Below are 26,864 nucleotides of genomic sequence, written 5' to 3'. Positions count from 1 at the left end.
CCTATTCTCCGAGATAAACTTGTTTAACTTCAGGGTGAGCTTGCACTTGATCCATGGTGCCTTCTGCCAACACGTGACCTTGATGAAGTACGGTTACATGGCTAGCGATTGAACGAACGAAATCCATATCGTGTTCAACCACGACTACAGAGTGTTTGCCTGCCAGTGAGTTAAGTAACTCCGATGTACGATCCATCTCTTGGTGAGTCATACCTGCAACGGGCTCATCCACCAGCAACAGCTTGGGGTTCTGCATCAATAACATGCCGATCTCTAACCACTGCTTTTGTCCGTGAGAGAGATTGCCAGCCAAGTTGGCGGCTTCGTCTTTTAGGTGAATAAGTTCAAGTACCGAGGTGAGCTTGTCCTTCTGCTCACCAGACATCACCGCAGTGAAAGTAGACCAAACAGAGCGGTCGCCCGCCATGGCTAATTCAAGGTTTTGCCAAACGGTTAGACATTCAATCACGGTCGGTTTTTGAAACTTACGCCCAACTCCAGCATTGGCAATTTCTGCTTCATTCATCTTCAATAAGTTAATGTTCGAGCCTAACCACACATCACCAGTATCTGGCTTTGTTTTACCCGTAATGATATCCATCATAGTGGTTTTACCCGCGCCATTAGGACCGATGATGCAGCGCAGTTCGCCTTCTTTGATATAAAGATTGAGGTCGTTTATCGCTTGGAAACCATCGAAGTTTTTGTTAACGCCTTCCACGTACAACAACACGTTATGACGGGTATCGATGGCAGGATGAACATCAGGCTTGAGGTAATCAAAGACTTCGTCTCGACGAGTGAACGCCTGAACCGATTCCTTTACGCTATTAAATGTGGTCATGCGATCACCTCCTTGGCCTTGTGCTGATCATCCTTATCTTTATCTTGGTTTTTCCCATTTGATGCCTTGCGCAGCTGCTGCCACTTTTCACTGACAAAGCCAATCACACCTTGTGGGAAGTACATGGTTGAGAGTACGAATAGTCCACCCAGAGCAAACAGCCACACCTCCGGGAACTCAACCGTAAACCAACTCTTGGCGTAGTTGATGATCAATGCACCGACAATGGCACCAAACAGAGTGGCACGACCGCCTAAGGCTACCCAAACCACAATCTCAATCGAGTTAAGAGGAGCAAATTCTCCCGGATTGATAATACCCACTTGAGGGACATATAAAGCCCCGGCAATACCGGCGATAACCGCAGAAAGAACGAAGACCCACAGCTTGATGCCATCGACGTCATAGCCCATAAACCGAGTGCGTGATTCCGTATCACGAATCGCTAATGCCACACGACCTAATCGACTGGTCACCACCATGCGACAAGCTATGTAGCTGAGAATAAGCGCAATACCAGTCGCGACAAACAGACCTATCTTGACCGCATCACTCTGCAAACTCAGACCGATGATGTCTTTGAAATCCGTCAGTCCGTTGTTGCCACCAAAGCCCATTTCGTTGCGGAAAAACGCCAGCATCAATGCGTAAGTTAACGCTTGAGTCATGATAGAAAGATACACCCCTGACACTCGAGAACGGAAAGCCAGATAACCGAACAAATAAGCCAATGCGCCCGGTACCAACACCACCATTAGGCAGGCGAACCAGAACTGATCAAAGCCCTGCCAGAACCATGGCAACGCCGACCAATCAAGAAACACCATGAAGTCAGGTAGGATTGGGTCACCATATACCCCACGGTCACCAATCTGGCGCATTAAGTACATGCCCATCGCATAGCCACCAAGCGCAAAGAAAGCGCCATGGCCTAGACTCAAGATTCCGAGGTAGCCCCACACAAGATCGAGCGCCAACGCCAACATTGCGTAACTCAGGTATTTGCCCATTAATGAGATTGTAAAAGTCTCAACATGAAGCGGGTGTCCACTTGGCAACATGGTGTTAGCCAGCGGAATAAGAATGACGGCCGCAAGAATGGCAAGGATGGTCAGTTGACCACCTTTGTCACCACGCATCGCCGAAAGTACAAATGATTTAGACTGCATGATGTTGTCCTTAACCTTCAGCCGCACGGCCACGTTGCGGGAATAGTCCGCGTGGACGTTTTTGAATAAACAGAATGATGAAAACCAGTACTAGGATCTTGGCGAGAACCGCACCAGCCCATGGTTCTAAAATCTTATTAAATAAGCCAAGGCTGAGCCCTGCGACTAGTGTGCCCCATAAGTTGCCAACCCCGCCAAACACCACCACCATGAAAGAATCAATGATGTACGCCTGCCCCATATTTGGGCCAACGTTAGTCAGTTGAGAAAGCGCTACACCCGCAACACCTGCGACGCCAGAGCCTAAACCGAAGGTCATCGCATCAACACGTTCCGATCGAATCCCCATCGCACGAGCCATACCACGGTTTTGAGAAACGGCACGAACCTGAAGGCCTAACGGTGTCTTTTTCAGAACCATCAATAACCCCATAAACACCAAGCCACAGAACAAGATGATGTAAAGACGGTTATAAGTCAGCGATAGCATAGGATTCAATTGAAGCGCACCAGACATCCATTCAGGTGTACTCACTGATCGGTTCAGCGGAGAGAAAATAGAGCGAACGGCTTGCTGCAAGATTAAGCTGATACCAAAGGTGGCGAGCAAGGTCTCTAATGGACGCCCATAAAGGTGACGAATCACGCTTCGCTCAATCGCAATACCCACTAAGCCCGAAACGATGAATGCTGCAGGAATAGAAAGTATTAGCGCTAAACCAATATGATTCGGCATCAGAAGTTGCAATACATAGGTGGTGTAAGCGCCAATCATGATCAGCTCACCATGAGCCATGTTGATAACGCCCATCACACCAAAGGTGATCGCTAAGCCAATGCCCGCTAGTACCAATACCGAACCTAAACTCAAGCCAAAGAATACGGTTTCAACACCTGAGTACAGAGCTTGGCTTTGTTGATAATCGTCCATCGCACGCTCTGTTGCAGCCAAAATGCTTGGTTCTTGCTCACCGTTAAGTAGTTGGTTCAGTGTTTTTAGAACGACTGAATGCTTAAAGTCGCCCACTCGTTCAATCGATGTTACTCGAGCTTCAGTTGTTGCACTGTTATCAAGCGAGGTAAAAATAGCTAATGACAAATCCATTAGTTCAGCGACTTTACCATCGGTCTCATTTTCTCTAAGTTCGGATAAACGATCGATGATAGTGGCATCCTTAGTTCCCAGTAGATCGAGAACCGCTTGATAACGCACATCTGGGTTACTGCTATTTAATCCAATAGAGGCAATTTCACCCCGTAAGATCCCGCGAAGTTTGTTGTTTACGCGCACCTTTTTAAACAGCTTAGCATTGTCGATATTGAGAGTTGATTCATCCCATACAGACTGAGCTGAAGTGGCTGTTTTGGTGTTTTGAATGAGATAGAGCTGTTTATAATGTTCGTTTTTTTTATCATTGAAGTAATAGAGATTGCCGTTTAACCATCCATATAAAATAGCCTTCGACACGTCTTCCGTTTGTGTCTCAATGATCCAATCGATGGCTAGCTCTTTATCCGATGTTTTTTTACCAACTAGCGCCTTGGTAAAGCTAGCTTCATCCGTTATTCCAGCAAAAGCCAACTGAGCACTGATAGCCATGAGCAACAGCGCCTTAAATACGTTTAATACGTTCTTCATCCCTGCTTCCTTAACCAACAAGTTAGATATTGTTATTTTTTACTTGGTGGATGTGTGGATAGTGGTTGTTACCTGAAACGATGAGCCTTCCGTTCGCTTCGCCCGTTAAACAGACGCGTTCTTCCCAAACCGGAAGGCTCAATATTCCTGAATTGACGATCTAGTTACCACCAGAACACTTTTTAGTTTCAACGTTGAACGCACCACATGAGAATGGCTTAGACCAACTAGAGAATAGTTTTGCTGATTCAGGTAAGTAGTTAGACCAAGCATCACCTGCAACAAGGCCTGTGGTTTCCCAAACGATGTCAAACTGGCCATCATCTTGAATCTCACCAATCAATACAGGTTTAGTTATGTGGTGGTTTGGTAGCATGGTTGAGTAGCTACCAGATAGGTTTGGAACAGACACACCAATCAATGCATCTTGCACCGCTTCAGCATCGGTTGTGCCCGCATTAGTCACAGCTTGAGCCCACATATTGAAACCAATATAGTGTGCTTCCATCGGGTCATTCGTTACACGTTTGTCACTCTTAATGAATGACTGCCATGTTTCAACGAACTCTTCATTGACTTCGGTATCGACGCTCATGAAATAGTTCCATGCCGCTAAGTGACCCACTAGAGGTTCAGTATCCATGCCCGATAGCTCTTCTTCGCCAACCGAGAATGCAATCACTGGAATGTCTTCAGATGAAACACCTTGAGCACCAAGCTCTTTATAGAAAGGTACGTTTGCATCGCCATTCACAGTAGATACAACGGCGGTTTTCTTACCAGCTTCACCAAACTTCTTGATATCTGAAACAATAGATTGCCAATCAGAATGACCAAACGGTGTGTAGTTGATCATGATGTCTTCTTCTGCGACACCTTTACTTTTTAGGTAGGCCTCTAAGATCTTATTGGTGGTACGTGGATAAACGTAATCGGTACCTGCAAGCACCCAACGTTCCACTTCAAGTTCATCCATTAAGTAATCAACGGCAGGAATCGCTTGTTGGTTTGGCGCAGCACCGGTGTAGAAAACGTTTTTAGAGGACTCTTCGCCTTCATACTGTACTGGGTAGAAAAGGATGCTGTTTAGCTCTTCAAAAACTGGCAGCATGGATTTACGTGATACCGATGTCCAACCACCAAATACCACATCCACTTTTTCTTTCTCGATAAGCTCACGTGCTTTCTCAGCAAACAGCGGCCAGTTTGACGCAGGGTCAACAACTACAGGCTCAAGCTTCTTACCAAGTAAGCCACCTTTTTTGTTTTGCTCGTCGATGAGCATAAGAACGGTATCTTTTAGCGTTGTTTCACTGATCGCCATAGTGCCTGACAATGAATGTAGAACGCCGACTTTAATGGTATCGTCAGCCGCAAGCACTGTTGCAGAAGAAAATGAAAGTGTTGTACACAGTGCAGCTAGCGATAAATTGAACACCTTGTTCATGATTGTTACTCCATAATTGTATTTTTGTTATTCAATTACAGAGTTACAAGAAGAGTGCCAAACTTAAAACATAACCAACAAAGTTTTAAGCCTTTGTATTTAATAGTACTTTAACTAAGTTAACACCAATGCAGTGCATAGCGACAAGGTTACTATGTTTCATGCTGGTGCAGTGACGATAAGATTGAACCAAGATGACACACGCATATTCGCTAAATACAAAAAAGGCCCAATATTTTCATACTAGACCTACAAAAAACATCTCAGATTATCGTCTTGCCATTGAGAGGTAAGACTATTCGGCTTGTTGAAACTCGAATTTCACTCTCGACTTAGATTTAAGCTCGTTACAATCACCATTGCAGAAATAGCTCGCAGCCCCACAAGCTTGAAGCTTCTCTAATTGGCTGCTGCACTCAGGACAAAAGCCTACTTTTGTAAAGTGATCTTGGCAGCTTTCACAGTGGTATTTACCATCCCAGCTAAGTTCTGACTGGCATTTAGGGCAGATATTTTCACTCATAGGAAATCCTAACTTTTTACTTTCAGTACTAATAAGCAATCTACTCTTTCTTCGCCTTGGCTTGCTTGATTTGATACATGCTTTTGTCAGCTGACGCAATCAACTGATCGAGCCCTTTAGGCGACTTTTCACAAGCAATCCCAACACTGACTGAAAACTGAACGCCATTAATATAGAGAGCTTTATCCAACGCTTTTTCTAAGCTGTGATAAAAGTCTGACACTTTTTGTTCGGTATCAAAGCAAGAAAACACTACAAACTCGTCACCACCGTAACGACCTACCTTGGCACATGCCGTAGTCGCTTCATCGAGAACTTTTGCAACGGCTAACAGAACATCATCGCCAAAGCTATGGCCATACGTATCGTTGATTGACTTGAATTTATCAACATCAACAAACAGGCAGGCCATCACTTTGTCCGCAAAACATCGTTTAACTAAAACCTTCTTAGCTTCACTTAACAATGCTCGGCGGTTCAAGCAATGCGTCAGCGAATCATGACTGGCAAAAAAGTTGAGTTGATTCTCTAGCTCGTATTTCTCTAGCGCTACTGAATACAAAGAAGCAAGCAGCTCCAAGATCTCGAGTTCAAATTCATGAGGTTCTGAAATGCATGGACACGTGCAAATGTACCTAGCACGTGGCCATGCGAAGAGATGATGGGCACCGACCAACAAGCGTGTAAGTTGGCTTGATTGGTCAAGGTTAAGAAAGGCGCCCAATTTGAGTGAGTATTAATATCAGAGACCATAACAGCTTTCTTAAGCGCAGCTGCCTCGCCACAAGAGCCTATCCCCGCACCAATTCCTACCCCTTCAATCTGTTGATTGTAAAAATCAGGCAGGTTTGGGGCATATTCAAGGTGTAACGTTTTAGACTCTGAGTTGAGCAGTAGAATTGAAGCCATGCGCTGCCCAAAAAGCTGCTCGGTAAGCTGAATAATCTTGTGATTTAAATCTTTGCGATCCATCCCAAGCGCAAGCTTCCGTAGCAAGCTATTGACGGCTCGATGACCTTCTAATAAAAATTGTTGTTCCATTCACTAAGGCTTTCAATTGTGTAATCTGGTACAACTTGTTCTTATGCAAGCTTGTTATTGGTTAATAATAACACACTAAATTAGTACGACACACAATCGAAGATCATAGGTTGATCTTTCGCTTTATCTATTTTGATCAGCGATCTACCCCAAAAAGAATATTTATATCACCACACACCGAAAGCATAAGTTACATATGCTGCATTTCAATTTCAAATAGTCATTTATATCAAAAGTGACATGTAAAAATAAAATAAACAGCACAAGCCATTTCGATCTGTAGTCTAAATCATCGAATTACATGCGTCAGCATTTCAATGTTTTGGCCATCTAGCTGGGTCAGCTTAACGGACAGCGCACCAAGTTCTGAGGTATTTCCAATGTGTGTGCCACCACAAGGAATAGTGACCTGAGTATCTGCGTCAAGCTGCCACTCCCAGTAACGAGAGTCTGTTAACGCCTCGCCTTCTAGTCGCATCGCAACTGGCGTCGGCTCTGCAAGCCAGCCCGCAAGCATTTGGTTGATATCAGCTTCGATGTCATCAAGATTTGCTAGCATGTCTGCAACGTTCAAACCGCGCTTCTTCAGGGTTTTGCCTAAGCGATACTTATCGGTACACAGCTCTGGAGTCACAAAGCTCGTCACTTGTGCATAACTATTGAAGTCGTAACTGCCAAGCGGATCTTTTCTGTCCGCATCTTTACGCCAGTAGCTCTCAGCCAATACTTTATTCAAGGCTAGGAAAGCGATGTGGCCAGCACTGTGACCACGGCTCAAACTGGCTTGGTACTCTTTATCAACCGACAACACGACTTCGTCGTTAACCTTAATCATAGAAGCAGATGTAGGTAGCTGGTGGACAACAACAAACGCCCACCCTTCCGTATCACGCTTAACAGGGATATCTGCTGCGATATGAAGCTTGCCAGTAGATTGTTCTATAGCACCAACAAGGCAGTCTTCAACGGGAAATTGCACTTCACCAACATTCACAAAGCCTTGGTCTGCAGGGTGATCGGGCCAAATATGACTCACTGGGTGGAAAGGTGTTACGTCGGCAATCAGGTAAGTTTTGCTGTCGTCGCTTTCAACGTACTGCGCTTTAGCATTGAGCTGCCAAGCCTGATGACAAAATTGAGTGATGGTTGGTGTGATTGCTGACACAGGTGTAATCAAATCGCTAGTAGTCATATCGTTCTTCTTCTAGAATCTAGTCTGATTCGTTGAGCCATGATGATAAAAACGTATTGTTATGGCTTAACGTGAATTTTGCTTAAAAAAATACCCGAGACAGGCTCGGGTATCAAATCTATTGGAAAGGTTTACTTACGACCTTTAACCATGCTCATCATACGCTTACGTTTACGTTCTTGAGAAATTGTCAGCTTGTTTGTCTTAGCTTCAAATGGGTTCTCGCTGTTCTGGAATTGAATGCGAATAGGTGTACCCATGATTTCTAGTGAACGACGGTAGTAGTTCATCAAGAATCGTTTGTATGAATCTGGCAAGTTACGAACTTGGTTGCCGTGGATAACGATAATCGGTGGGTTGTAGCCACCAGCGTGCGCGTATTTCAGTTTCACACGACGGCCACGAACCATAGGCGGTTGGTGATCATCAGTCGCCATCTTCATGATACGAGTTAGCACAGAAGTACCAACACGAGTAGTCGCTGATTTGTAAGCTTCTTGTACAGACTCAAACAAGTGACCAACACCTGTACCGTGAAGTGCAGAGATAAAGTGAATACGTGCGAAATCAACGAAGCCTAAGCGACGGTCTAGCTCTTTCTTAACGCGTTCTTTAACGTCGTTATCTAGGCCATCCCACTTGTTTACGGCAATAACAATTGAACGACCAGCGTTCAACGCAAAGCCTAGCAAGCTTAGATCTTGATCAGAGATGTTTTCGCGAGCATCGATAAGCAGCAATACAACGTTAGCATCTTCAATCGCTTTCAGTGTTTTAACCACTGAGAACTTCTCTACCGTTTCGTTGATGTTTTTACGACGACGAACACCCGCAGTATCGATTAGAACGTATTCACGCTCGTCACGCTGCATTGGGATGTAGATAGAGTCACGAGTCGTACCTGGCATATCGTAAACAACCACACGCTCTTCACCAAGAATACGGTTCGTTAGCGTTGATTTACCTACGTTAGGACGGCCAATGATCGCTAGTTTGATCGGTTGATCTTGAAGACGCTTGAATTCTGCTTCAGCTTCTTCTTCTGTAAATTCAACCTGCTCTTCTTCTTCGTCTTCAAACTCAGTTAAGTCGCTTACTTCGCCATTCTCAGCTTTTAGCGCTTCTGCGAATGGGTTAAGAGCAAGGTCAATAAGTGCAGTAACACCACGACCATGCGCCGCAGCGATTTGGTACATGTCTTCTACACCTAGTTGCCAGAAGTCAGCACTTGCAGCATCAGGGTCGATACCATCAACCTTGTTTACTACTAGCATTGAAGGCTTTTCTAGTTGACGTAGGTGCTTAGCAATCGCCACGTCTGAAGGTGTTAGACCCGCACGGCCATCTACCATAAATAGAACGACATCAGCTTCATCAATCGCCGCTAGCGACTGTTCAGCCATTTTAGTTTCAACACCTTCTTCAGTACCGTCGATACCGCCAGTGTCAATAACAATAAAGTCATGCTCGCTAAAATGAGCATGACCGTATTTACGGTCACGCGTTAAGCCAGGGAAATCCGCAACCAATGCATCACGAGTTCGAGTCAATCGGTTAAATAACGTAGATTTACCTACGTTCGGACGCCCTACTAGAGCAACAACAGGTACCATAACAACCTCTACAATTTCTTCTCTAAATGTAGTTATAGGTAAGCACTTGTTCGCAAGTTTAAACTCTTACCTATAACCACACGGTTTATTAATTTTTAACAACAAAACGGCTCCTGGCTGTTACCAACCAGGAGCCGACTGTGAATTATATCACGCTTTTATTGGCTAATCGTTAGTTTCTTTACATCGCCATTGCGAGTCGTCACTAAGTAGCCTTCAGGCAGTTCAATTGGTGCAACCGCAAAGCCGCTATCATCGACAAGCTGTTGAGCAACAAACTCACCCGATGAACGATCCAACCAGTGCAGATAACCTTCAGTATCACCCACGACTACATAACCATTAATAATAGCAGGTGCTGTCAGTAAGCGGTTTTCTAACAATGGAGTGCTCCACAGTTCAGTACCACTACGCGCATCAACCGCAACCACATGGTCTTTGTCGGTAACAACGAACAAACGGCTACCATCACTTGCTAAATCAATCGCTGATGAGTAGTTACGTTTCCAAATTGGCTTACCAGAACGAAGGTCGATAGCAATCAGCTGACCATTGATACCTACGGTATACAGGGTGCCACCAAGAACAATTGGAGATGCATCAACATCAACCAAACGATCAATTTCCGTTGCACCTTTTGGTGTGCCTACTGGCTGTTGCCAAATAAGCTGACCACGATCAACGATAGCCGCAGCTAGACGACCATTTGCTGTACCCCAGAATACACCACCAGAAACTGCAACAGGCGAGCTATCGCCACGCAGTGTTAGGCTTGGTACTTCCGTACTGATGGTCCATTTTTGTTCACCGCTTGCTTGATCTAACGCGATCAACATACCGCGACTGGTATGAACAATGACCATGTTGCTATCAGTTGCTGGGGATGCAAGCACCTCGCCATTGACTGATACACGCCACAGCTCTTCACCGGTCGATTCTTCCAGTGCGATCACTTCGCCATTTTCAGAACCAACAAAAACTTTACCGTAAGCCGCCGTTAAGCCACCCGATAAACGAGCCAATACGTCTTTCTCAAGATCGACTTTCCACAGCGCTTTACCTGTATCAGGATCAAGCGCTTTAACCATACCTTCACGGCTTGCAACAAACACTTTGTCGTAAGCCAATTCTGGCGTTAGTTTTGAAAAGTAGTGACCAACACCATCACCAACCGACGTAGACCATTCCTGACTAGGAGTGAACTCGCTGTTTACCGTTGGGACTGGAGCCATGATTACGGTGTCTTCTTCACCCGCACAGCCAGCTAGTAGGCCAAGAGCAATCGCACACAACGCCGCTTTTGGAAACATCTTCTTCATTCAAAGCGCCTTATTTAGCTAGGTCGTCAAGTTTGATTTGAAGCGTTTGGCTAGCGTCAACAGCTTGCTGTGCTTCTGTGTAAGCACTGTATGCTGCGTCTGTGTCGCCTTTACGAAGTGAGATATCACCACGCAGTTCAGCAACACGGCCTTTCCAAGATTCATCTGTCATAGCAGCAAGATCAGTCAGTGCTGCGTCAAATTCACCTTGCTCAGCTTTAATACGTGCAACACGGTAAGTAAGTAGTGGCGCAAGTGCCGCGTCCTTAGTTGCCGATTTTGCCCACTCGAGCTGTTCAAGTGCCGCCGCTAGATCGCCTGCTTGTACTTGTACTTTTGCTAGTTGCATAGCAGCAAGTACTGAGTACTCAGCATCTTTGTTTGCGTCGATGAAAGCTTGAATATCAGATTGAGCATCAACACCCTTAACATCAAGAGCTGAAATTACAGAGGTGTAGCTTTCTGAAGCTGCTTCACGCGCTTCAACTACTGAATCTTGGTAATAGCGCCAGCCAAATAGACCACCTAAACCAATAACCGCACCAAAGATTACGGCTTTACCGTTCTCTTTCCACCAATCTTTAATGGCTTCAACTTGTTGCTCTTCGCTATCGTAAAGTTCCACTTCCTGTCCTCTTTAATTCTTTAAACGCCAGCATAGTGCTGACGTTAGTATTCATTATGAGCGTTTGCTCAATGGCTAATTAGATTAGCGCAGCAACTTTCTCTGCAACTTCCGTTTGAGACACGGTTTCTTGCTCGCCGCCAACCAGATCTTTTAACACAACTGTATTGTCAGCAACTTCGTTCTCACCAAGTACCAGCGCCACAACAGCACCTACTTTGTCAGCACGTTTGAATTGCTTCTTGAAGTTACCACCACCGAAGTGGTTCATTACACGCACGCCTTCAACGGTGTCGCGTAACTGATTCGCTAACTGCATGCCCGCGATCATAGTACCTTCGCCAGCAGCAACTACGTATACATCAACGCTACGACGAACTTCTGTTAGCTCTAGCGTTTCCATCATCAGAACCAAACGCTCTAGACCCATTGCGAAGCCAACTGCATTTGTTGCTTTGCCGCCTAGTTGCTCAACAAGACCATCGTAACGACCGCCGCCACATACTGTACCTTGAGCACCAAGGCTATCTGTGATCCACTCAAATACGGTGCGGTTGTAGTAATCTAGGCCACGTACTAGACGCTCATTAACTTGGTATTCGATACCAACAGCGTCAAGAAGTTCACACAAACCAGCAAAATGTTGCTTCGATTCTTCACCTAGATATTCAGATAGTCGAGGTGCGTCACCTAAGATAGCTTGAACATCAGGGTTCTTAGTATCAAGTACACGTAGAGGGTTAGTGTGCATGCGACGTTTGCAGTCTTCGTCAAGCACATCAATGTGTTGCTCAAGGAAAGCCACTAACGCAGTGCGGTAGCTAACGCGATCTTCTTGAGAACCGATTGAGTTCAGCTCTAGGCGAACGTGCTTGTCGATGCCTAGCTCACGCCATAGACGTGCTGTCATCATGATAAGTTCTGCGTCAACGTCTGGACCGTCTAGGCCAAACACTTCAACACCACATTGGTGGAATTGACGGTAACGACCTTTTTGAGGACGCTCGTGACGGAACATAGGGCCCATGTACCATAGGCGCTGTTCATCACGGTTGATAAGGCTGTTTTGAATACATGAACGAACACAACCTGCTGTGCCTTCTGGACGCAGCGTTAGGCTATCGCCATTGCGGTCGTCAAAGGTGTACATCTCTTTAGAAACAACGTCTGTCTCTTCACCAACTGCACGGCTAAATAGGTTTGTTTCTTCAACGATAGGCATACGTACTTCGTTGTAACCGTATGCGCTCACCACGCTTTTAACTGCGCTTTCTACTTTCTGCCACAGTGGTGATTGAGTTGGAAGGCAGTCGTTCATGCCTCGAATTGCTTGGATATTTTTAGCCACAGTATTTATTCCGTAATTTCTCACGACCAGGTGTTAGTGCGAATAGACAATCACACCCCATCGCGTTGTATTAATCTTCTAAGTTTTCTACATCAATGCGATTTGCTTTATCAAGCACTGACGCTTTTGCACGAATCTTAGCTTCAAGTTTGTCGACAAGGTCATCGTTGTCGAAGCGCTCTTTCTGACGCTTACCATCTTCGTAGAAGGCACTCTTACGTGCACTACCAGCTAAACCTAAGTGAGACACTTCAGCTTCACCAGGGCCGTTAACCACACAACCGATGATAGATACGTCCATTGGAGTGATCACGTCTTCTAAGCGTTCTTCAAGGGCATTAACGGTGTTAATAACATCGAACTCTTGACGAGAACAGCTCGGGCACGCAATGAAGTTGATGCCACGCGAACGAATGCGCAAAGATTTAAGAATATCAAAGCCAACTTTGATCTCTTCAACCGGATCAGCCGCTAGCGAGATACGCAGCGTATCGCCGATACCTTCAGAAAGAAGCATACCTAAACCTACCGCTGACTTCACAGAGCCAGCACGCGCACCACCCGCTTCGGTAATGCCAAGGTGAAGAGGTTGATCAATCTGCTTAGCCAGCAAACGGTAAGAACCGACTGCTAGGAATACATCAGACGCCTTAACGCTGACTTTGAATTGATCAAAGTTCAGACGGTCTAGGATATCTACGTGACGCATTGCTGATTCAACAAGCGCTTCTGCTGTAGGTTCTGTGTATTTCTCTTGGATCTCTTTCTCAAGAGAACCGCCGTTAACACCAATACGAATCGGAATATTCATATCACGTGCACAATCAACAACTGAGCGGATACGGCTTTCGTTACCGATGTTGCCTGGGTTAATACGCAGACAGTCAACGCCGTATTCGGCCACTTTTAGGGCGATACGGTAGTCGAAGTGAATATCAGCAACCAAAGGAACAGAGACCTGCTGCTTGATTAGCTTAAAGGCTTCAGCGGCATCCATAGTCGGTACAGATACGCGAACGATATCAGCGCCAACTTTTTCCAGAGCTCTAATTTGAGCAACGGTCGCGGCTACATCTGTTGTTCTTGTGTTGGTCATGGATTGCACAGCAATTGGTGCGCCATCACCGATCGGCACATCACCCACATAAATACGGGTTGATTTGCGACGAATAATAGGAGATTCGTGTTGCATATTAACTCTAAGGTAAGGTTATTCTAGCTACTTTGCCTGAAGTATACCCAGAAAGGTCGACAGGTTCACTTGCAAATGTCATTGATACGCCTTCTGGCGCACCTAGAATCACTTTATATGGCGCAGTTCCTGATAGATTTAACGACTGACCTGCTTTTTTGATGCCAGTCGACAAGGTTTTACCCGTTGCATCTTTTACTTGGATCCAGCAATCAGCGGTGAACTGCATCACTAGCTCGTTAGCCACAGCTTCAGGAGCCGTGCTAGCTTCAACCGTTTCTGCATTCGCAGCAGCTTCAGCAGTTGGTTCAGTCTCTGTTGTTTGTTGTGCAGAAGTTTCGTCAGCTGGAGTAACAGCATCTGAAGTATCTTCCGCATCGCTTATCGCAGCAAGGCCTTCAGTATCTTCAACAACAGAAGCACCCGCTTCATTTTGTTCAGCTTCAATCACTTCTAAAGATGTGAATTCAGGGGCAAGTGATTCTTCTACCGCGAGCTCTTCTGAGCTTTCGGTATTCGCTAAAGATTGAGATAGGGTGTCTTGTTGTTGGTTCTGCCACCACCAAAGTGAGGAGATACCCGCAATGACCGCAAAAATACTCCAAGTCAGGATCATAATACGGCTGTTGTGCTTCTCGGTTTTGGTCTTACGAGAAAAGCTCAACATTTCTTGCTCTTGATGCTGAGCATCACCGGCATGATGCAGCGCACTCAATACGACTTTTTCGTCAAGATTGACGTATTTCGCGTATGAACGAATATAGCCACGCATAAACGTCGCCACTTGATCTGACTCGAATTGGTTTTCTTCAATTTGTTGGATCAGAGTAACGCGAAGTTTCAAGCGATCAGAAATCTGCTTTTGCGTTAAACCAAGAGATTCTCGTTTGTTCTTAAGCAGCGTTCCCGCTTCCAAAGCTGGAGCTACGTTTTCTTGCGCTTGTGTATCTTGTTCTGTGTTCATAGAGAGTGAACTTCTAAAGTATTATCGCAGGTTGAGGAGAGCGTTTTCTTATTGTCGTTTAAGCTCAATCTAACAACCCACGTTATGTGGAATTTTTCCTGCTATCTAAATCATCAACCCTTAAAGGCGAACATCATTCATTTATTATGGATGACCTTCTCAGGAAGCTAGTTTATCAAGTAGCCAACCTAAATAGACATATTGATGATCAGTAGCAAGCGAGCACTTAAATTAATTTAAGATTAGTTAATCATAAGCTAATGCCATTACAAGGCAAAAACACTTTAAACAAAATTTACCGTCAGCTCATGGTTTTGTCCAAAATTTGACGAAAAATGTAAGAAAGCGTGGGCAAGAAGTCCAAAAAATCAAAAACTGCACCCCAGAAAAGCAACAAGCCAGAAGTAAGACTTCTGGCTTGTTTAGTTTCTAATCGCGTTTTATACCGCTTTTACTTCAATCACACCACCGGCAATCAAGTTCGCTTCAGAGGCTGCTTTAAGCATTTTAGTACGCTTGGTTCTATCAATCACATCACCGACTAACTGACCACACGCGGCATCAATATCATCACCACGAGTCTTACGAACGGTTACTGTGTAGTTGTATTCCATCAGCGTTTTTTGGAAGCGATCAATACGAGAGTTGCTTGGCTTCTTATAAGGCGACCCCGGGTAAGGGTTGAATGGAATCAAGTTGATCTTACAAGGCGTCTCTTTCATTAGCTCAGCAAGTTCACGTGCGTGGTCCATATCATCATTCACATGATCCAATAACACGTACTCAACCGTTACTTTACCGCGGTTAGCATTTGAAGATGCAATGTAACGACGAACAGATGCTAGGAAGTCTTGGATATCCCAACGGTCGTTGATCGGCATGATTTGGCTACGTAGTGCATCGTTTGGCGCATGTAGAGAAATAGCCAATGCGACATCGATGTTGTCTGTCATTTGGTCAAGGCCAGAAACAACACCAGAAGTTGATACGGTTACACGACGCTTAGACAGTGCGAAACCTAGATCATCAAGCATGATTTCTAATGATGGCATTAGGTTCTTCATGTTCAATAGAGGCTCACCCATACCCATCATTACAACGTTAGTAATTGGACGACGACCGGTTTCTTTTTCTAGGCCGATTTCGCGAGATGCGCGCCAGATTTGGCCAACAATCTCTGAAACTTTTAGGTTACGGTTGAAGCCTTGTTGAGCTGTAGAACAGAACTTACATTCAAGTGCACAACCAACCTGTGAAGATACACATAGCGTCGCACGGTCACCATCTGGGATGTATACCGTTTCAACGTCTTGGTCGCCAACGCTCATCGCCCATTTAATTGTGCCATCTGAAGAGTGTTGAGCTTCAGAAACAACAGGTGCAACAATCTCACAGCGACGTTGAAGTTTCTCACGTAACTTTTTGTTGATGTTATTCATTTGTTCGAAGTCATCGACACCGAAGTGATAAATCCACTTCATCACTTGCTCTGCTCGAAACGCTTTCTCATTCAGTTCTTCTGTGAAAAATTTACGAAGACCTTTACGATCAAAATCGAGTAGATTGACTTTAGCTGTGGTCATGATGCCTCTCAATGACGGAACAATAATTAAGGGCGCGAATTGTACAGGCTTTACGCAACTTCAACAAGCATTGTAAAACCCTGTGTTTATTAAGACATTCAAACTTAAGCGATTAAAATTTGAACAATTGTATTTATCGGCCTGAGATTACCCAATTTAAACAAAGATTCCCGATTACACTCCTTCGTCGCTTTCGGGAATGACGTAAATAATCACCAATTGCTCGATAATATTTACCACGAGATGGTTGCTCCAAAGTTCCCCGTCATTCCAGAACTGAGGAACGAAGTATCTGGAATCTCCAATAACAAAAACAGATTCCCGATTACGCTCCTTCGTCGCTTTCGAGAATGACGACTAAATTGATTATCGAGAGCGTAAAATCCACTTACAAAAAAGGCCTCACCGAGGTGAAGCCTTTAGAATAATTTGCAGTGCCGATTATTGAGCTGGGCGTGGGCAAATTTCAGATTCTGGGAAGAAGAATTCGATTTCGCGAGCTGCAGACTCAGGGCTGTCGCTGCCGTGAACTGAGTTGTAACGCATGCTGATTGCGTAGTCAGCACGGATAGTACCGCATGCCGCTTCTTCTGGGTTTGTTTTACCCATAAGTTCACGGTAACGAGCGATAGCGTTTTCGCCTTCAAGCACTTGAACCATGATAGGACCAGAAGTCATAAACTCTTTAAGAGCTGGGAAGAACTCTTTGCCTTCATGTTCAGCGTAGAAGCCACTCGCTTGCTCTTCAGTAAGACGAACCATTTTAGCAGCAATAATTTCTAGGCCTGCTTTTTCGATACGGTGGTAGATTTCACCAACAAGGTTACGCTTAACTGCATCCGGCTTAACAATTGAGAACGTTCTTTCTAGAGCCATAGGGATTCCTTCACTTCATTTTTTTGTTATTAAATACTGAAATTACTGAGATCTTTCGATCTGAGCTTTATGAATGAGCGGCACAAAATACCGCTCACCCTTATTATTATTTTGCTTGGTCGATAAGAAGACGAGCCAGTGTGCGAACGCCCATACCCGTTGCGCCTGCCGCCCACTTGTCACTTGCTGACTTACGGTAAGTACCCGCGCAATCCATATGAATCCAACCTTTTTTGTAATCATCTACAAAGTAAGAAAGGAATGCCGCTGCTGTACTTGCACCCGGTGTGTAATCGCCTGTGCTGATGTTTGAAAGATCAGCAAAGTTTGAAGGCAACATACCACGGTGGAAATCAGCAAGAGGCAGTGGCCATAAGCCTTCTTTCTCTTGGTTTGCCGCTGTTAGCGCTTGGTGAGACAACTCATCATCGAAGCTTAATAGTGCGTGGTAGTCGTTACCTAATGCGTTTTTAGCCGCGCCTGTTAGCGTTGCACAGTCGATGATCAGCTCAGGGCTTTGTGCACTTGCGTACATCAGGCCATCAGCTAGCACTAAGCGACCTTCCGCATCAGTGTTCATGATCTCAACTGTTTTACCGTTTTTGTAGGTAATGATATCGCCAAGCTTCAATGCGCGACCAGAGATCATGTTCTCTGCGCAACATAGAATAAGCTTGATGCGCTTGTTAAGACCGCGTTCAATCGCAAGACCTAAACCACCAGTAATCGTTGCTGCGCCACCCATGTCAGCTTTCATCGCTGTCATGAATTGGCCTGGCTTGATACTGTAACCGCCCGAATCGAACGTAATACCTTTACCGACTAAACAGGCAAATACAGGTGCGTTTTCATCGCCTGTTGGGTTGAAGTCCAGTTGCAGCATTGCTGATGTACGCTCAGAGCCACGACCTACCGCGTAGATGCCTTCCCAACCTTCGGTTAGTAGATCCTTGTCTTTAACAATCTTCGCTTTAACAGTGCCCGCTGGTGCCACTGACTTGATGTATTCTGCAGCCATTGTCGCAAGTTGACGAGGTGCCACTTCTTCAGCGGTTTTATTGATAATGTCACGCGTCCAGTCAGTTGCGCGAATACGAGCTTCAAGCTCAGTTTGATCGGCTTCTGAAAGTGCATCCCATTCCAATGCATTCTTTTTCTTTGGTCCACGGTAGCCTTGGTAGAAAGCCCAAACGCTTTCTAGATCCCAACCTTCACCACGAAGTGAAACGAATGCGATACCTTGTCCGTCAAGCGTACGACCCGCACGTTGAACTGCGCCTAGATCGTGGCCTTCACCAATGTGAATTGTCGCTCCCGCTTCTGAGAACGATAAAATAGCTCTTGCTCCCCACTGAGGCTGGGCAGCTTCTTGACTTAAAAATACTGACATCTGTGTAGACATGATTTCTCCTTGTCATGAACCACTTCGAGAGTGTGATTCTGATTATTTTTTATTAGCTCACTGATGTTAGCATTATGTAGGAGGAAAATGTCATTTTGATAAAAAAACGGACCATAAGGTCCGCTTTTTTTAGTAAGAATTGTTAACTTGGCTGCGTTTTATATTGGACTGATACCAACCCGCGACCAAATCATTAGACAAGAGGATTAATCCATCTCATCCATCCAGCACAAAATAATAGCCTCTAAGATTTTCTCATTCGAGTGGTTAGGCTCGTCGTCGAACTCTTCAAGGTCTAGCACCCATTGATGCAGATCGGTAAAACGTACCGTTTTAGGATCAGTATCAGGGTACAAATCACATAGCTCAATTGCGATATCTCGCGAATCAATCCACTTCAAGCTCATAACACTTCCTTATATTTATCAGCGACGCTCTGTCACCTTTATGATCTATATTCTAGGCCAGTTTTCTTAGTATGTTTGTCTAAGCAATAACTCTCTCAGTCATCGCTGTATTAGCCATGACTGAGAACAGGTTCTTAATGGTCTTCAGAAGCCAGGTTCAACGTGTACTTTGGAATCTCTACAACAAGATCCGTATCAGCCACTTTAGCTTGGCAACCCAAGCGAGATTCCATCTCTAAGCCCCATGCTTTATCTAGCATGTCGTCTTCTAGATCATCACTCTCTTCTAAAGAATCAAAACCTTCACGAATCACAACGTGACATGTTGTACATGCGCACGATTTCTCACATGCGTGTTCAATACCAATACCGGCCTTCAGTGCAACATCAAGAACCGTCTCACCAGTTTTTGCTTCTAAAACAGCGCCTTCTGGACATAGATCTTCGTGAGGTAAAACAATAATCTTTGGCATGTTTATCTATTCTCTAACTATTAAATATTATCGACTGACTGACCTGACAGTGCAGCACGAATTGATTTATCCATACGACGAGAAGCAAAGTCTTGGCTCGCTTTGTCGGTATTCTTAATTTCTAGTTCAATAGCATCAGCGTTGTCGCCATTACGCACTTCAATCAGTGCTTCAATCGCTTGAACAAGTTGTTGTTTGCCTTGCTCATCAAGTAGCTCGTCACCGTCGGCTTGCATTGCAGCGATAAGGCCTTCGATAACGCGATCCGCTTCTACGCGTTGCTCAGCAAGAGCACGCGCTTGCATGTCTTCTTTTGCAAACGTCATCGAATCTTTCAGCATGCTAGCCACTTCGTTGTCGCTTAGACCGTAAGAAGGCTTAACTTGGATTTCAGCTTGAACGCCAGTGCTCTTCTCCATTGCAGTAACCGATAGCAGGCCATCAGCATCCACTTGGTAAGTAACACGAATATGAGCAGCACCTGCAGTCATCGGCGGGATGCCTTTCAGAGCAAATCGAGCCAGTGAACGACAGTCATCAACCATCTCACGCTCGCCTTGCACGGTGTGTACTGTCATTGCAGTTTGACCGTCTTTGAACGTGGTAAACTCTTGTGCACGAGCAACTGGGATCGTGGTATTACGAGGGATGATCTTTTCGACTAAGCCACCCATGGTTTCGATACCCAGTGACAGAGGGATAACATCCAATAGCAGCATCTCAGAGTCAGGCTTGTTGCCAACTAAGATATCCGCTTGAATCGATGCGCCAATCGCAACCACTTCATCAGGGTTAATACTGGTTAATGGAGTACGACCAAAGAAGCCACCGACCATTTCACGAACAAGTAAGGTACGAGTTGAACCACCTACCATCACGACTTCTAGTACTTCATCCGCGTCAACTTCCGCATCTTTCAGTGCTCGGCGGCACGAAAGCAGCGTTTTCTTAACTAGTGGCTTGATGATCTCTTCGAACTCTTCACGAGTTAAAGAGCCAGACCAACCTAGTGCTTCAACATTAACGCTTTCAGCTTCAGATAAGCCAATCTTCGCTTCTGTTGCTGCGTCTAGAAGAATACGGTTCTGTTCTGCTGTCAGCTCTAACAAGCCCATTTGCTCTTGGAAATGATCCGCAATTAAATGGTCAAAGTCATCGCCGCCTAATGCAGAGTCACCACCGGTTGCTAAAACTTCGAAGACACCTTTAGACAGGCGTAGGATAGAGATATCAAACGTACCACCGCCTAAGTCATAAACAGCGATTACCCCTTCTTTACCTGAATCCAAGCCATAAGCAATCGCGGCTGCAGTGGGTTCATTAAGAAGACGTAACACATGAAGACCAGCAAGTTGCGCTGCGTCTTTGGTACCTGCACGTTGTGCATCATCAAAGTACGCAGGGACGGTAATCACGGCACCAGCCAATTCACCACCTAACGTCGACTCAGCACGTTGACCGAGTGCACGAAGAATATCTGCAGATACTTGAATTGGGTTCTTATTTCCTTGCGCTGTGTTAATCACAGGCAGGCCATTATCACTTTCTTCAAACTGATATGGCAGAGATGGGTATCGCTGTTGAATATCTGACAGTGAACGACCGATTAATCGCTTAACTGAGATAATGGTATTTTTAGGATCAGTTTGTGCATTTACACGCGCTTCATCACCAGTGGTGTACGACTCTAACTGATAGTGAACAACGGAAGGGAGAATACTGCGACCTTGTTGATCAACAAGCGTGCTTGCCTCACCACTGCGCACTGACGCAACCAATGAGTTTGTTGTACCTAAATCAATACCCACTGCAAGCTTGTGCTGGTGAGGAGCGGCGCTTTGCCCTGGTTCTGCAATCTGAAGTAGTGCCATGGATGTGTCCTTGTTATACGAACTAGCCGATCAAACGATCTTCAACTAACTCGATTTCATTCTTTAATTTTGCAATAAACTTAAGCTTTCTTACTCGGTCTGCAGCTTCTAACCAAGCTTCGCTGTCGAGTTCTTGTTGGATAGCGCTTAATTGTTGTTTATACATTTTGCTAACCTTTCCTTCAAATGCAAACAAAGCATCTTCAGGATCAGAACTGTCGGCGATATCTTCCAGCTCTTCACGCAATTCCATTTGCTCCATCAGGAACATAGGATCTTGCATAGTCTGCTGCTCACCACGAATATCCTCACCATGTTGAACTAACAGGTATTCAGCGCGGCTGACTGGATTTTTCAACACCTGGTACGCATCATTGATTTGCGCAGCTTTTTGCACAGCCAGCAAGCGATCTCGCTCAGAAGCCGTGGCAAATTTATCAGGGTGGAATTGGCGTTGCAGATCTCTAAACTGAGAAGAAAGAAGGCTACCATCCAGTTGAAACTGAAGTGGTAGCCCAAATAATTCGAAATGATTCATGTAACGGTGGTCCTAAGTTTAGGCTCTTTACTTAGAGCCTAATTTTATTCTTCGCTCATTATAAACGCTCAACGATTGAGGCGTTTATACATTGAAGCTCTCACCACAACCACATTCGCCTTTCGCGTTAGGGTTGTTGAATTCAAAACCTTCGTTTAGGCCTTCTTTTACGTAATCAAGCTCAGTACCGTCTAGGTAAACTAGGCTCTTTGGATCAATGATGACCTTAACACCTGAATGCTCGAACACTTCGTCTTCTTCGTTGAGCTCGTCAACGAATTCCAGTACATACGCCATACCCGAACAGCCAGTAGTTTTTACCGCTAAGCGCAACCCGATACCTTTACCTCGGTTATCTAGGAAAGCTTGAACTCGGCTTGCTGCCGTATCTGTCATGGTGATGGCCATACTACAACCTTGTGTTTTATATAAATTGAGAACTCAGGGGGAGCACAAAGGGTGCTCCCAAATATTACTTTTTTGAAGTGATTACGTTGTAGAAACGATTAGTGCTTCTTTTTGTAATCCGCAACCGCTGCTTTGATTGCATCTTCAGCAAGAATTGAACAGTGAACTTTCACTGGTGGCAACTCTAGCTCTTCTGCGATTTCAGAGTTTTTAATAGCAGCTGCTTCATCAATACTTTTACCTTTAACCCACTCAGTGACTAGTGAGCTAGAAGCGATTGCGCTACCGCAACCGTAAGTCTTGAATTTTGCGTCTTCAATAATACCTTCTGCAGATACTTTGATTTGCAGTTTCATTACGTCACCACAAGCTGGTGCGCCAACCATGCCGCTACCTACACTTGGATCTTCTTTATCAAACGAACCTACGTTACGTGGGTTTTCGTAGTGATCAATTACTTTTTCGCTATATGCCATGATAGTTACCTCGAATCCTCTATTTCCGTGAGATTAGTGATGAGCCCACTCAACAGTGTTCAAATCAATCCCTTCTTTATACATATCCCATAGAGGAGACATGTCGCGTAATTTATTTACTGCTACACGGATTTGTGCAATCGCGTAGTCGATTTCTTCTTCCGTAGTGAAACGGCCGAATGAAAAACGTACTGAGCTGTGTGCCAGTTCATCGTTTAAGCCAAGAGCGCGTAAAACGTATGAAGGCTCAAGACTCGCTGATGTACATGCAGAACCTGATGATACCGCTAAGTCTTTTAAAGACATAAGCAGAGATTCACCTTCAACGAAAGCAAAGCTCACGTTTAGGTTATGTGGTACACGTTGATCTAAGTCGCCATTTACCGTTACTGCTTCTAGATCTTGAACCCCTTTCAATAGACGCTCGCGAAGTGCTAGTGCGTGGTCATAATCTTTCTGCATGTCTTGTTTAGCGACAGCAAAAGCTTCACCCATACCCACGATTTGGTGAGTAGCAAGCGTACCAGAACGGAAACCACGTTCGTGACCTCCACCGTGCATCTGTGCTTCAAGACGAATACGTGGCTTACGACGAACGTACAAAGCACCAATGCCTTTAGGGCCGTATGCTTTGTGTGCAGAAAGAGAGATAAGGTCAACTTTCATCTCTTTTACATCTAGTGGGATTTTACCCGCAGACTGAGCCGCATCAACGTGGAAGATGATCTTGCGTGAACGACATAATTCGCCGATTGCAGAGATATCTTGGATTACACCAATCTCGTTGTTTACGTGCATGATAGAAACAAGAACCGTATCTTCACGCATTGCTGCTTGTAGCTTGTCTAAATCAATGATGCCGTTTGCTTCAGGCTCAAGGTAAGTCACCTCAAAACCTTCACGCTCTAGTTGGCGACATGGATCAAGAACCGCTTTATGTTCTGTTTTACACGTGATTACGTGCTTACCTTTCTTCTCGTAAAAGTGCGCTGCACCTTTGATAGCAAGGTTGTCTGACTCTGTAGCACCTGACGTGAAAACAATTTCACGTGGGTCTGCATTTAGTAGATCGGCAATTTGCTCACGAGCATTATCTACTGATTCTTCTGCCTGCCAGCCGTAACGGTGTGAACGAGATGCAGGGTTACCGAAGTTACCGTCCATCGTCATGCACTGAACCATTTTTTCAGCAACACGTGGATCGACTGGGCATGTAGCTGAATAGTCAAAGTAAATAGGCAGTTTCATTTTCTACTCCAATGTAAAAACTGACCGCTAAGAGCGGGCATTAACACCGTGAGGTGCTGCACTAATCGTTGTAGTGCTCGTATTTTTATGTGCAAAACCATTATTAACCGCAAGATCAATATCTTGACGATCAGAAATCTGTAAAACTTCGTTATCTTTCATTAGCTCACCGAGCGTAATGTCGTTTAAGAAACTGCTGATTCGGGAGCTTAAATCACGCCATAAAGTGTGAGTTAAACAACGACTACCACCTTGGCAATCTGCTCGACCGTGACACTTAGTTGCATCAACTGATTCGTCTACTGCAGCAATTACAGTTCCGACAGCGATGTCGCTCGCTTCAGCACCTAAACGGTAACCACCGCCAGGACCACGAACACTAGCAACTAAGCCAGCTTTACGTAACTTAGAAAATAGCTGTTCTAAGTAAGATAATGAGATGCCCTGTCGCTCTGAAATATCAGCCAGAGGAACTGGGCTTTTTTGCGAATGCAGTGCTACATCTAGCATAGCTGTTACCGCATATCTTCCTTTAGATGTAAGTTTCATATCACACCGAATCCACATTGTTTATGTGGTTGGAATCTTCCCATACCTGACTAAATTGGTCAAGTATTTAGTTGACTATTTTAGTCAAGTATTCACCCTTAGGGTTTGTGTGGTTTTTATTTGTCGTTTTTGCTCTTCTCAATTGAAGTCAAAATGCCGCGTAGAGTGTTGATCTCTTGCAACTCTGGACGAGCTCGACTGAACAGACGACGTAGTTTATTCATCACCTGACCTGGCTTATCCTTAGAGATAAATTGGGTATCAATGATCACTTTTTCAAGGTGCTCATAGAACATTTCTAGTTCTTCGTGACGAGGGTACTCATCTTGTTGCTGTGGCTGATATTGGCTAGCGACCATATCAAGGTGAGCTACACGCACTTCGTAGCTCAGAGTCTGCACTGCCATTGCTAGGTTTAGCGAGCTGTATTCAGGGTTAGCTGGGATACATACATGGAAGTGGCACTTCTGAAGCTCATCGTTAGTCAAGCCAGTACGTTCACGGCCGAACACTAATGCGACTGGGTGCTTTTGACCTTCAATCGCAAACTTTTGTCCACACTCACGAGGCTCAAGCATTGGCCATTCAAGCGTACGTGAACGTGCACTCGAACCAACCACCAAACCACAGTCTTTTACGGCTTCGTCTAATGTAGAAACGATAGTCGCGTTTTCTGCGATGTCACCTGCACCCGCAGCCAGTGCTAAGGTCTGCTCGTCAACTTCACATTGAGGGTCTACAAGAACTAATTGACTCAAACCCATCACTTTCATTGCGCGAGCTGCTGATCCGATATTTCCCGAATGAGACGTACCAACCAGAACGACTTTTACATTGTCTAACATGCTATATGACACCACTTTAAAAATAATCGCGAGATATTAACACATAGCAAAGTAAAATGGTCAGACCCTTCGCGTAATGTGAAACCAAGAGTTCAAAAAATAACCACTTCCCTTTTGGTAAAACTTTGGTATACTCGCCGCCGCTTTAAATTGTTCTTTAACATCTTGTGGGAAAAACCATATGCATCCAATGCTAAACATTGCGATACGCGCTGCGCGTAAAGCTGGCAACCATATTGCTAAATCTCTAGAAACAACTGATAAGATCGAATCGTCTCTAAAAGGTAACAACGATTACGTTACTAACATTGCTCAAGAAGCTGAGTACATGATCATTGAGACAATCAAAGCATCTTACCCAGAGCACAGCATTATTTCTGAAGAGAAAGGCCTGACTGAAGGTAAAGACTCTGATGTACAATGGATCGTTGACCCACTGGATGGCACCAACAACTTTGTAAAAGGTTTCCCTCACTTCTCTGTATCTATCGCTGTTCGCATGAACGGTCGTACAGAAGTTGCTTGTGTTTATGACCCAATGCTAAACGAGCTATTCACAGCTCAACGTGGCGCTGGCGCTCAACTTAACAACGCTCGTATGCGTGTTACTCAACTAAAAGACCTTCAAGGTACTGTTCTAGCGACTGGTTTCCCATTCAAGCAAAAACAACACTCTGAATCTTTCATGAAGATCATCTCTGGTCTATTCATCGACTGTGCTGATTTCCGTCGTACAGGTTCTCCTGCTCTTGACCTATGTTACCTAGCAGCTGGCCGTGTTGATGGTTACCTAGAACTTGGCCTTAAGCCATGGGATCTAGCAGCTGGCGATCTAATCGCTCGTGAAGCTGGTGCTATCATGACTGACTTTGCCGGCGGTACTGATTACATGACTTCTGGTAATGTTGTTGCTTCAAGCGCACGTGGTGTTAAGTCTATTCTTAAGCACGTTCGTGAGAACGCTAACGAAGGTATGCTGAAGTAATTCAGACCTTACGTTAACGCTCCCTATTTTAAGGGCGCATAAAAATTCCAAAGCCTCGCTATATAGCTATAGCGAGGCTTTTTTGTATCTGCGATACGAGATACGAGATACGAGATACGAGATACGAGATACGAGATACGAGATACGAGATACGAGATACGATCAGGATGTCTCTTAGTGAAATGAAGTTCAACATACTTCAACGCTAAATTGTATTGAGCTTCCCTAGAATACAGACGTAAAAAAACCGCTAGTTGCCTAGCGGTTTTTTTGGTTTAGCGAAACTT

General features: G+C 44.9%; 25 protein-coding genes and 1 pseudogene. 1 reads left to right on the top strand and 25 read right to left on the bottom strand.

Going from position 1 to position 26,864, the window contains the following annotated elements; genetic code table 11:
* Position 1: 1 nt before the first annotated feature.
* The 25 genes and pseudogenes from urtD to trmJ all read right to left on the bottom strand — a co-directional run bounded on the left by urtD (position 2) and on the right by trmJ (position 25,592).
* Positions 2-844 carry an urea ABC transporter ATP-binding protein UrtD gene (urtD, locus tag AB4249_RS19450; RefSeq protein WP_372104480.1) on the bottom strand — a complete coding sequence of 281 codons (843 nt, stop codon included), beginning with the start codon at positions 842-844 and terminating at the stop codon, positions 2-4.
* Complete coding sequence (gene urtC / locus AB4249_RS19445; protein WP_050052935.1) at positions 841-2,013, bottom strand: urea ABC transporter permease subunit UrtC; 1,173 nt, start codon at positions 2,011-2,013, stop codon at positions 841-843. Before urtC ends, urtD begins: the two co-directional genes overlap by 4 nt.
* Before the next feature lie 10 nt (positions 2,014-2,023).
* Positions 2,024-3,652, bottom strand: a complete 1,629-nt coding sequence (gene urtB / locus AB4249_RS19440; protein WP_017065607.1) for an urea ABC transporter permease subunit UrtB — start codon at positions 3,650-3,652, stop codon at positions 2,024-2,026.
* Between the two features lie 160 nt (positions 3,653-3,812).
* Positions 3,813-5,099: an urea ABC transporter substrate-binding protein gene (gene urtA, locus AB4249_RS19435; RefSeq protein WP_372104477.1), complete on the bottom strand. Its 1,287-nt coding sequence runs from the start codon at positions 5,097-5,099 to the stop codon at positions 3,813-3,815.
* Between the two features lie 295 nt (positions 5,100-5,394).
* Positions 5,395-5,622, bottom strand: a complete 228-nt coding sequence (locus tag AB4249_RS19430; RefSeq protein ID WP_010440564.1) for a zinc ribbon domain-containing protein — start codon at positions 5,620-5,622, stop codon at positions 5,395-5,397.
* A gap of 40 nt (positions 5,623-5,662) precedes the next feature.
* A pseudogene (locus tag AB4249_RS19425) lies at positions 5,663-6,663 on the bottom strand (diguanylate cyclase).
* A 289-nt stretch (positions 6,664-6,952) separates the two neighbouring features.
* Positions 6,953-7,855: a metal-dependent hydrolase gene (locus tag AB4249_RS19420; protein WP_102428298.1), complete on the bottom strand. Its 903-nt coding sequence runs from the start codon at positions 7,853-7,855 to the stop codon at positions 6,953-6,955.
* A gap of 131 nt (positions 7,856-7,986) precedes the next feature.
* The gene (der, locus tag AB4249_RS19415) at positions 7,987-9,468 is read right to left on the bottom strand and encodes a ribosome biogenesis GTPase Der (RefSeq protein ID WP_017062511.1); all 1,482 of its coding nucleotides are present in this window, start codon (positions 9,466-9,468) and stop codon (positions 7,987-7,989) included.
* Positions 9,469-9,626: 158 nt separating this feature from the next.
* The gene (gene bamB / locus AB4249_RS19410; RefSeq protein ID WP_017062512.1) at positions 9,627-10,787 is read right to left on the bottom strand and encodes an outer membrane protein assembly factor BamB; all 1,161 of its coding nucleotides are present in this window, start codon (positions 10,785-10,787) and stop codon (positions 9,627-9,629) included.
* 10 nt (positions 10,788-10,797) lie between these two features.
* The gene (locus AB4249_RS19405; protein WP_017062513.1) at positions 10,798-11,412 is read right to left on the bottom strand and encodes a YfgM family protein; all 615 of its coding nucleotides are present in this window, start codon (positions 11,410-11,412) and stop codon (positions 10,798-10,800) included.
* A gap of 79 nt (positions 11,413-11,491) precedes the next feature.
* Complete coding sequence (gene hisS / locus AB4249_RS19400; protein WP_004735105.1) at positions 11,492-12,760, bottom strand: histidine--tRNA ligase; 1,269 nt, start codon at positions 12,758-12,760, stop codon at positions 11,492-11,494.
* A 70-nt stretch (positions 12,761-12,830) separates the two neighbouring features.
* Positions 12,831-13,952 (bottom strand): flavodoxin-dependent (E)-4-hydroxy-3-methylbut-2-enyl-diphosphate synthase, encoded by a 1,122-nt coding sequence (gene ispG / locus AB4249_RS19395; RefSeq protein WP_009848294.1) that lies wholly within the window; start codon positions 13,950-13,952, stop codon positions 12,831-12,833.
* A 7-nt stretch (positions 13,953-13,959) separates the two neighbouring features.
* Complete coding sequence (gene rodZ, locus AB4249_RS19390) at positions 13,960-14,916, bottom strand: cytoskeleton protein RodZ (protein ID WP_372104474.1); 957 nt, start codon at positions 14,914-14,916, stop codon at positions 13,960-13,962.
* Positions 14,917-15,356: 440 nt separating this feature from the next.
* Positions 15,357-16,499 carry a bifunctional tRNA (adenosine(37)-C2)-methyltransferase TrmG/ribosomal RNA large subunit methyltransferase RlmN gene (locus AB4249_RS19385; RefSeq protein ID WP_017062516.1) on the bottom strand — a complete coding sequence of 381 codons (1,143 nt, stop codon included), beginning with the start codon at positions 16,497-16,499 and terminating at the stop codon, positions 15,357-15,359.
* Positions 16,500-16,940: 441 nt separating this feature from the next.
* Positions 16,941-17,375 (bottom strand): nucleoside-diphosphate kinase, encoded by a 435-nt coding sequence (gene ndk / locus AB4249_RS19380; RefSeq protein WP_016797173.1) that lies wholly within the window; start codon positions 17,373-17,375, stop codon positions 16,941-16,943.
* Positions 17,376-17,481: 106 nt separating this feature from the next.
* The gene (gene pepB / locus AB4249_RS19375; protein WP_017062517.1) at positions 17,482-18,777 is read right to left on the bottom strand and encodes an aminopeptidase PepB; all 1,296 of its coding nucleotides are present in this window, start codon (positions 18,775-18,777) and stop codon (positions 17,482-17,484) included.
* Between the two features lie 206 nt (positions 18,778-18,983).
* Positions 18,984-19,184, bottom strand: a complete 201-nt coding sequence (iscX, locus tag AB4249_RS19370) for a Fe-S cluster assembly protein IscX (protein ID WP_004740335.1) — start codon at positions 19,182-19,184, stop codon at positions 18,984-18,986.
* 134 nt (positions 19,185-19,318) lie between these two features.
* Entirely contained in the window at positions 19,319-19,657 is a 339-nt protein-coding gene (gene fdx, locus AB4249_RS19365; protein ID WP_010440525.1) for an ISC system 2Fe-2S type ferredoxin, read from the bottom strand.
* 20 nt (positions 19,658-19,677) lie between these two features.
* Positions 19,678-21,528: a Fe-S protein assembly chaperone HscA gene (gene hscA, locus AB4249_RS19360; protein ID WP_372104471.1), complete on the bottom strand. Its 1,851-nt coding sequence runs from the start codon at positions 21,526-21,528 to the stop codon at positions 19,678-19,680.
* Positions 21,529-21,550: 22 nt separating this feature from the next.
* Positions 21,551-22,066: a co-chaperone HscB gene (hscB, locus tag AB4249_RS19355; RefSeq protein ID WP_010440522.1), complete on the bottom strand. Its 516-nt coding sequence runs from the start codon at positions 22,064-22,066 to the stop codon at positions 21,551-21,553.
* Between the two features lie 84 nt (positions 22,067-22,150).
* Positions 22,151-22,474, bottom strand: a complete 324-nt coding sequence (gene iscA, locus AB4249_RS19350) for an iron-sulfur cluster assembly protein IscA (protein WP_010440519.1) — start codon at positions 22,472-22,474, stop codon at positions 22,151-22,153.
* Positions 22,475-22,572: 98 nt separating this feature from the next.
* Positions 22,573-22,950: a Fe-S cluster assembly scaffold IscU gene (gene iscU / locus AB4249_RS19345; protein ID WP_004735094.1), complete on the bottom strand. Its 378-nt coding sequence runs from the start codon at positions 22,948-22,950 to the stop codon at positions 22,573-22,575.
* A 33-nt stretch (positions 22,951-22,983) separates the two neighbouring features.
* Positions 22,984-24,198 (bottom strand): IscS subfamily cysteine desulfurase, encoded by a 1,215-nt coding sequence (locus tag AB4249_RS19340; protein WP_010440514.1) that lies wholly within the window; start codon positions 24,196-24,198, stop codon positions 22,984-22,986.
* Between the two features lie 27 nt (positions 24,199-24,225).
* Positions 24,226-24,747 carry a Fe-S cluster assembly transcriptional regulator IscR gene (gene iscR, locus AB4249_RS19335; RefSeq protein WP_017079865.1) on the bottom strand — a complete coding sequence of 174 codons (522 nt, stop codon included), beginning with the start codon at positions 24,745-24,747 and terminating at the stop codon, positions 24,226-24,228.
* A 116-nt stretch (positions 24,748-24,863) separates the two neighbouring features.
* Entirely contained in the window at positions 24,864-25,592 is a 729-nt protein-coding gene (gene trmJ, locus AB4249_RS19330; RefSeq protein ID WP_017062835.1) for a tRNA (cytosine(32)/uridine(32)-2'-O)-methyltransferase TrmJ, read from the bottom strand.
* Between the two features lie 181 nt (positions 25,593-25,773).
* Here trmJ and suhB point away from each other — a divergent pair, with 181 nt between their 5' ends.
* Positions 25,774-26,577 carry an inositol-1-monophosphatase gene (suhB, locus tag AB4249_RS19325; RefSeq protein ID WP_017062836.1) on the top strand — a complete coding sequence of 268 codons (804 nt, stop codon included), beginning with the start codon at positions 25,774-25,776 and terminating at the stop codon, positions 26,575-26,577.
* The last annotated feature ends 287 nt before the right edge of the window (positions 26,578-26,864 follow it).

The sequence above is a fragment of the Vibrio sp. 10N.261.55.F4 genome (assembly GCF_041470465.1).
Classification (GTDB): domain Bacteria; phylum Pseudomonadota; class Gammaproteobacteria; order Enterobacterales; family Vibrionaceae; genus Vibrio; species Vibrio crassostreae_C.
This window is presented reverse-complemented; position numbering and strand designations above follow the sequence as displayed.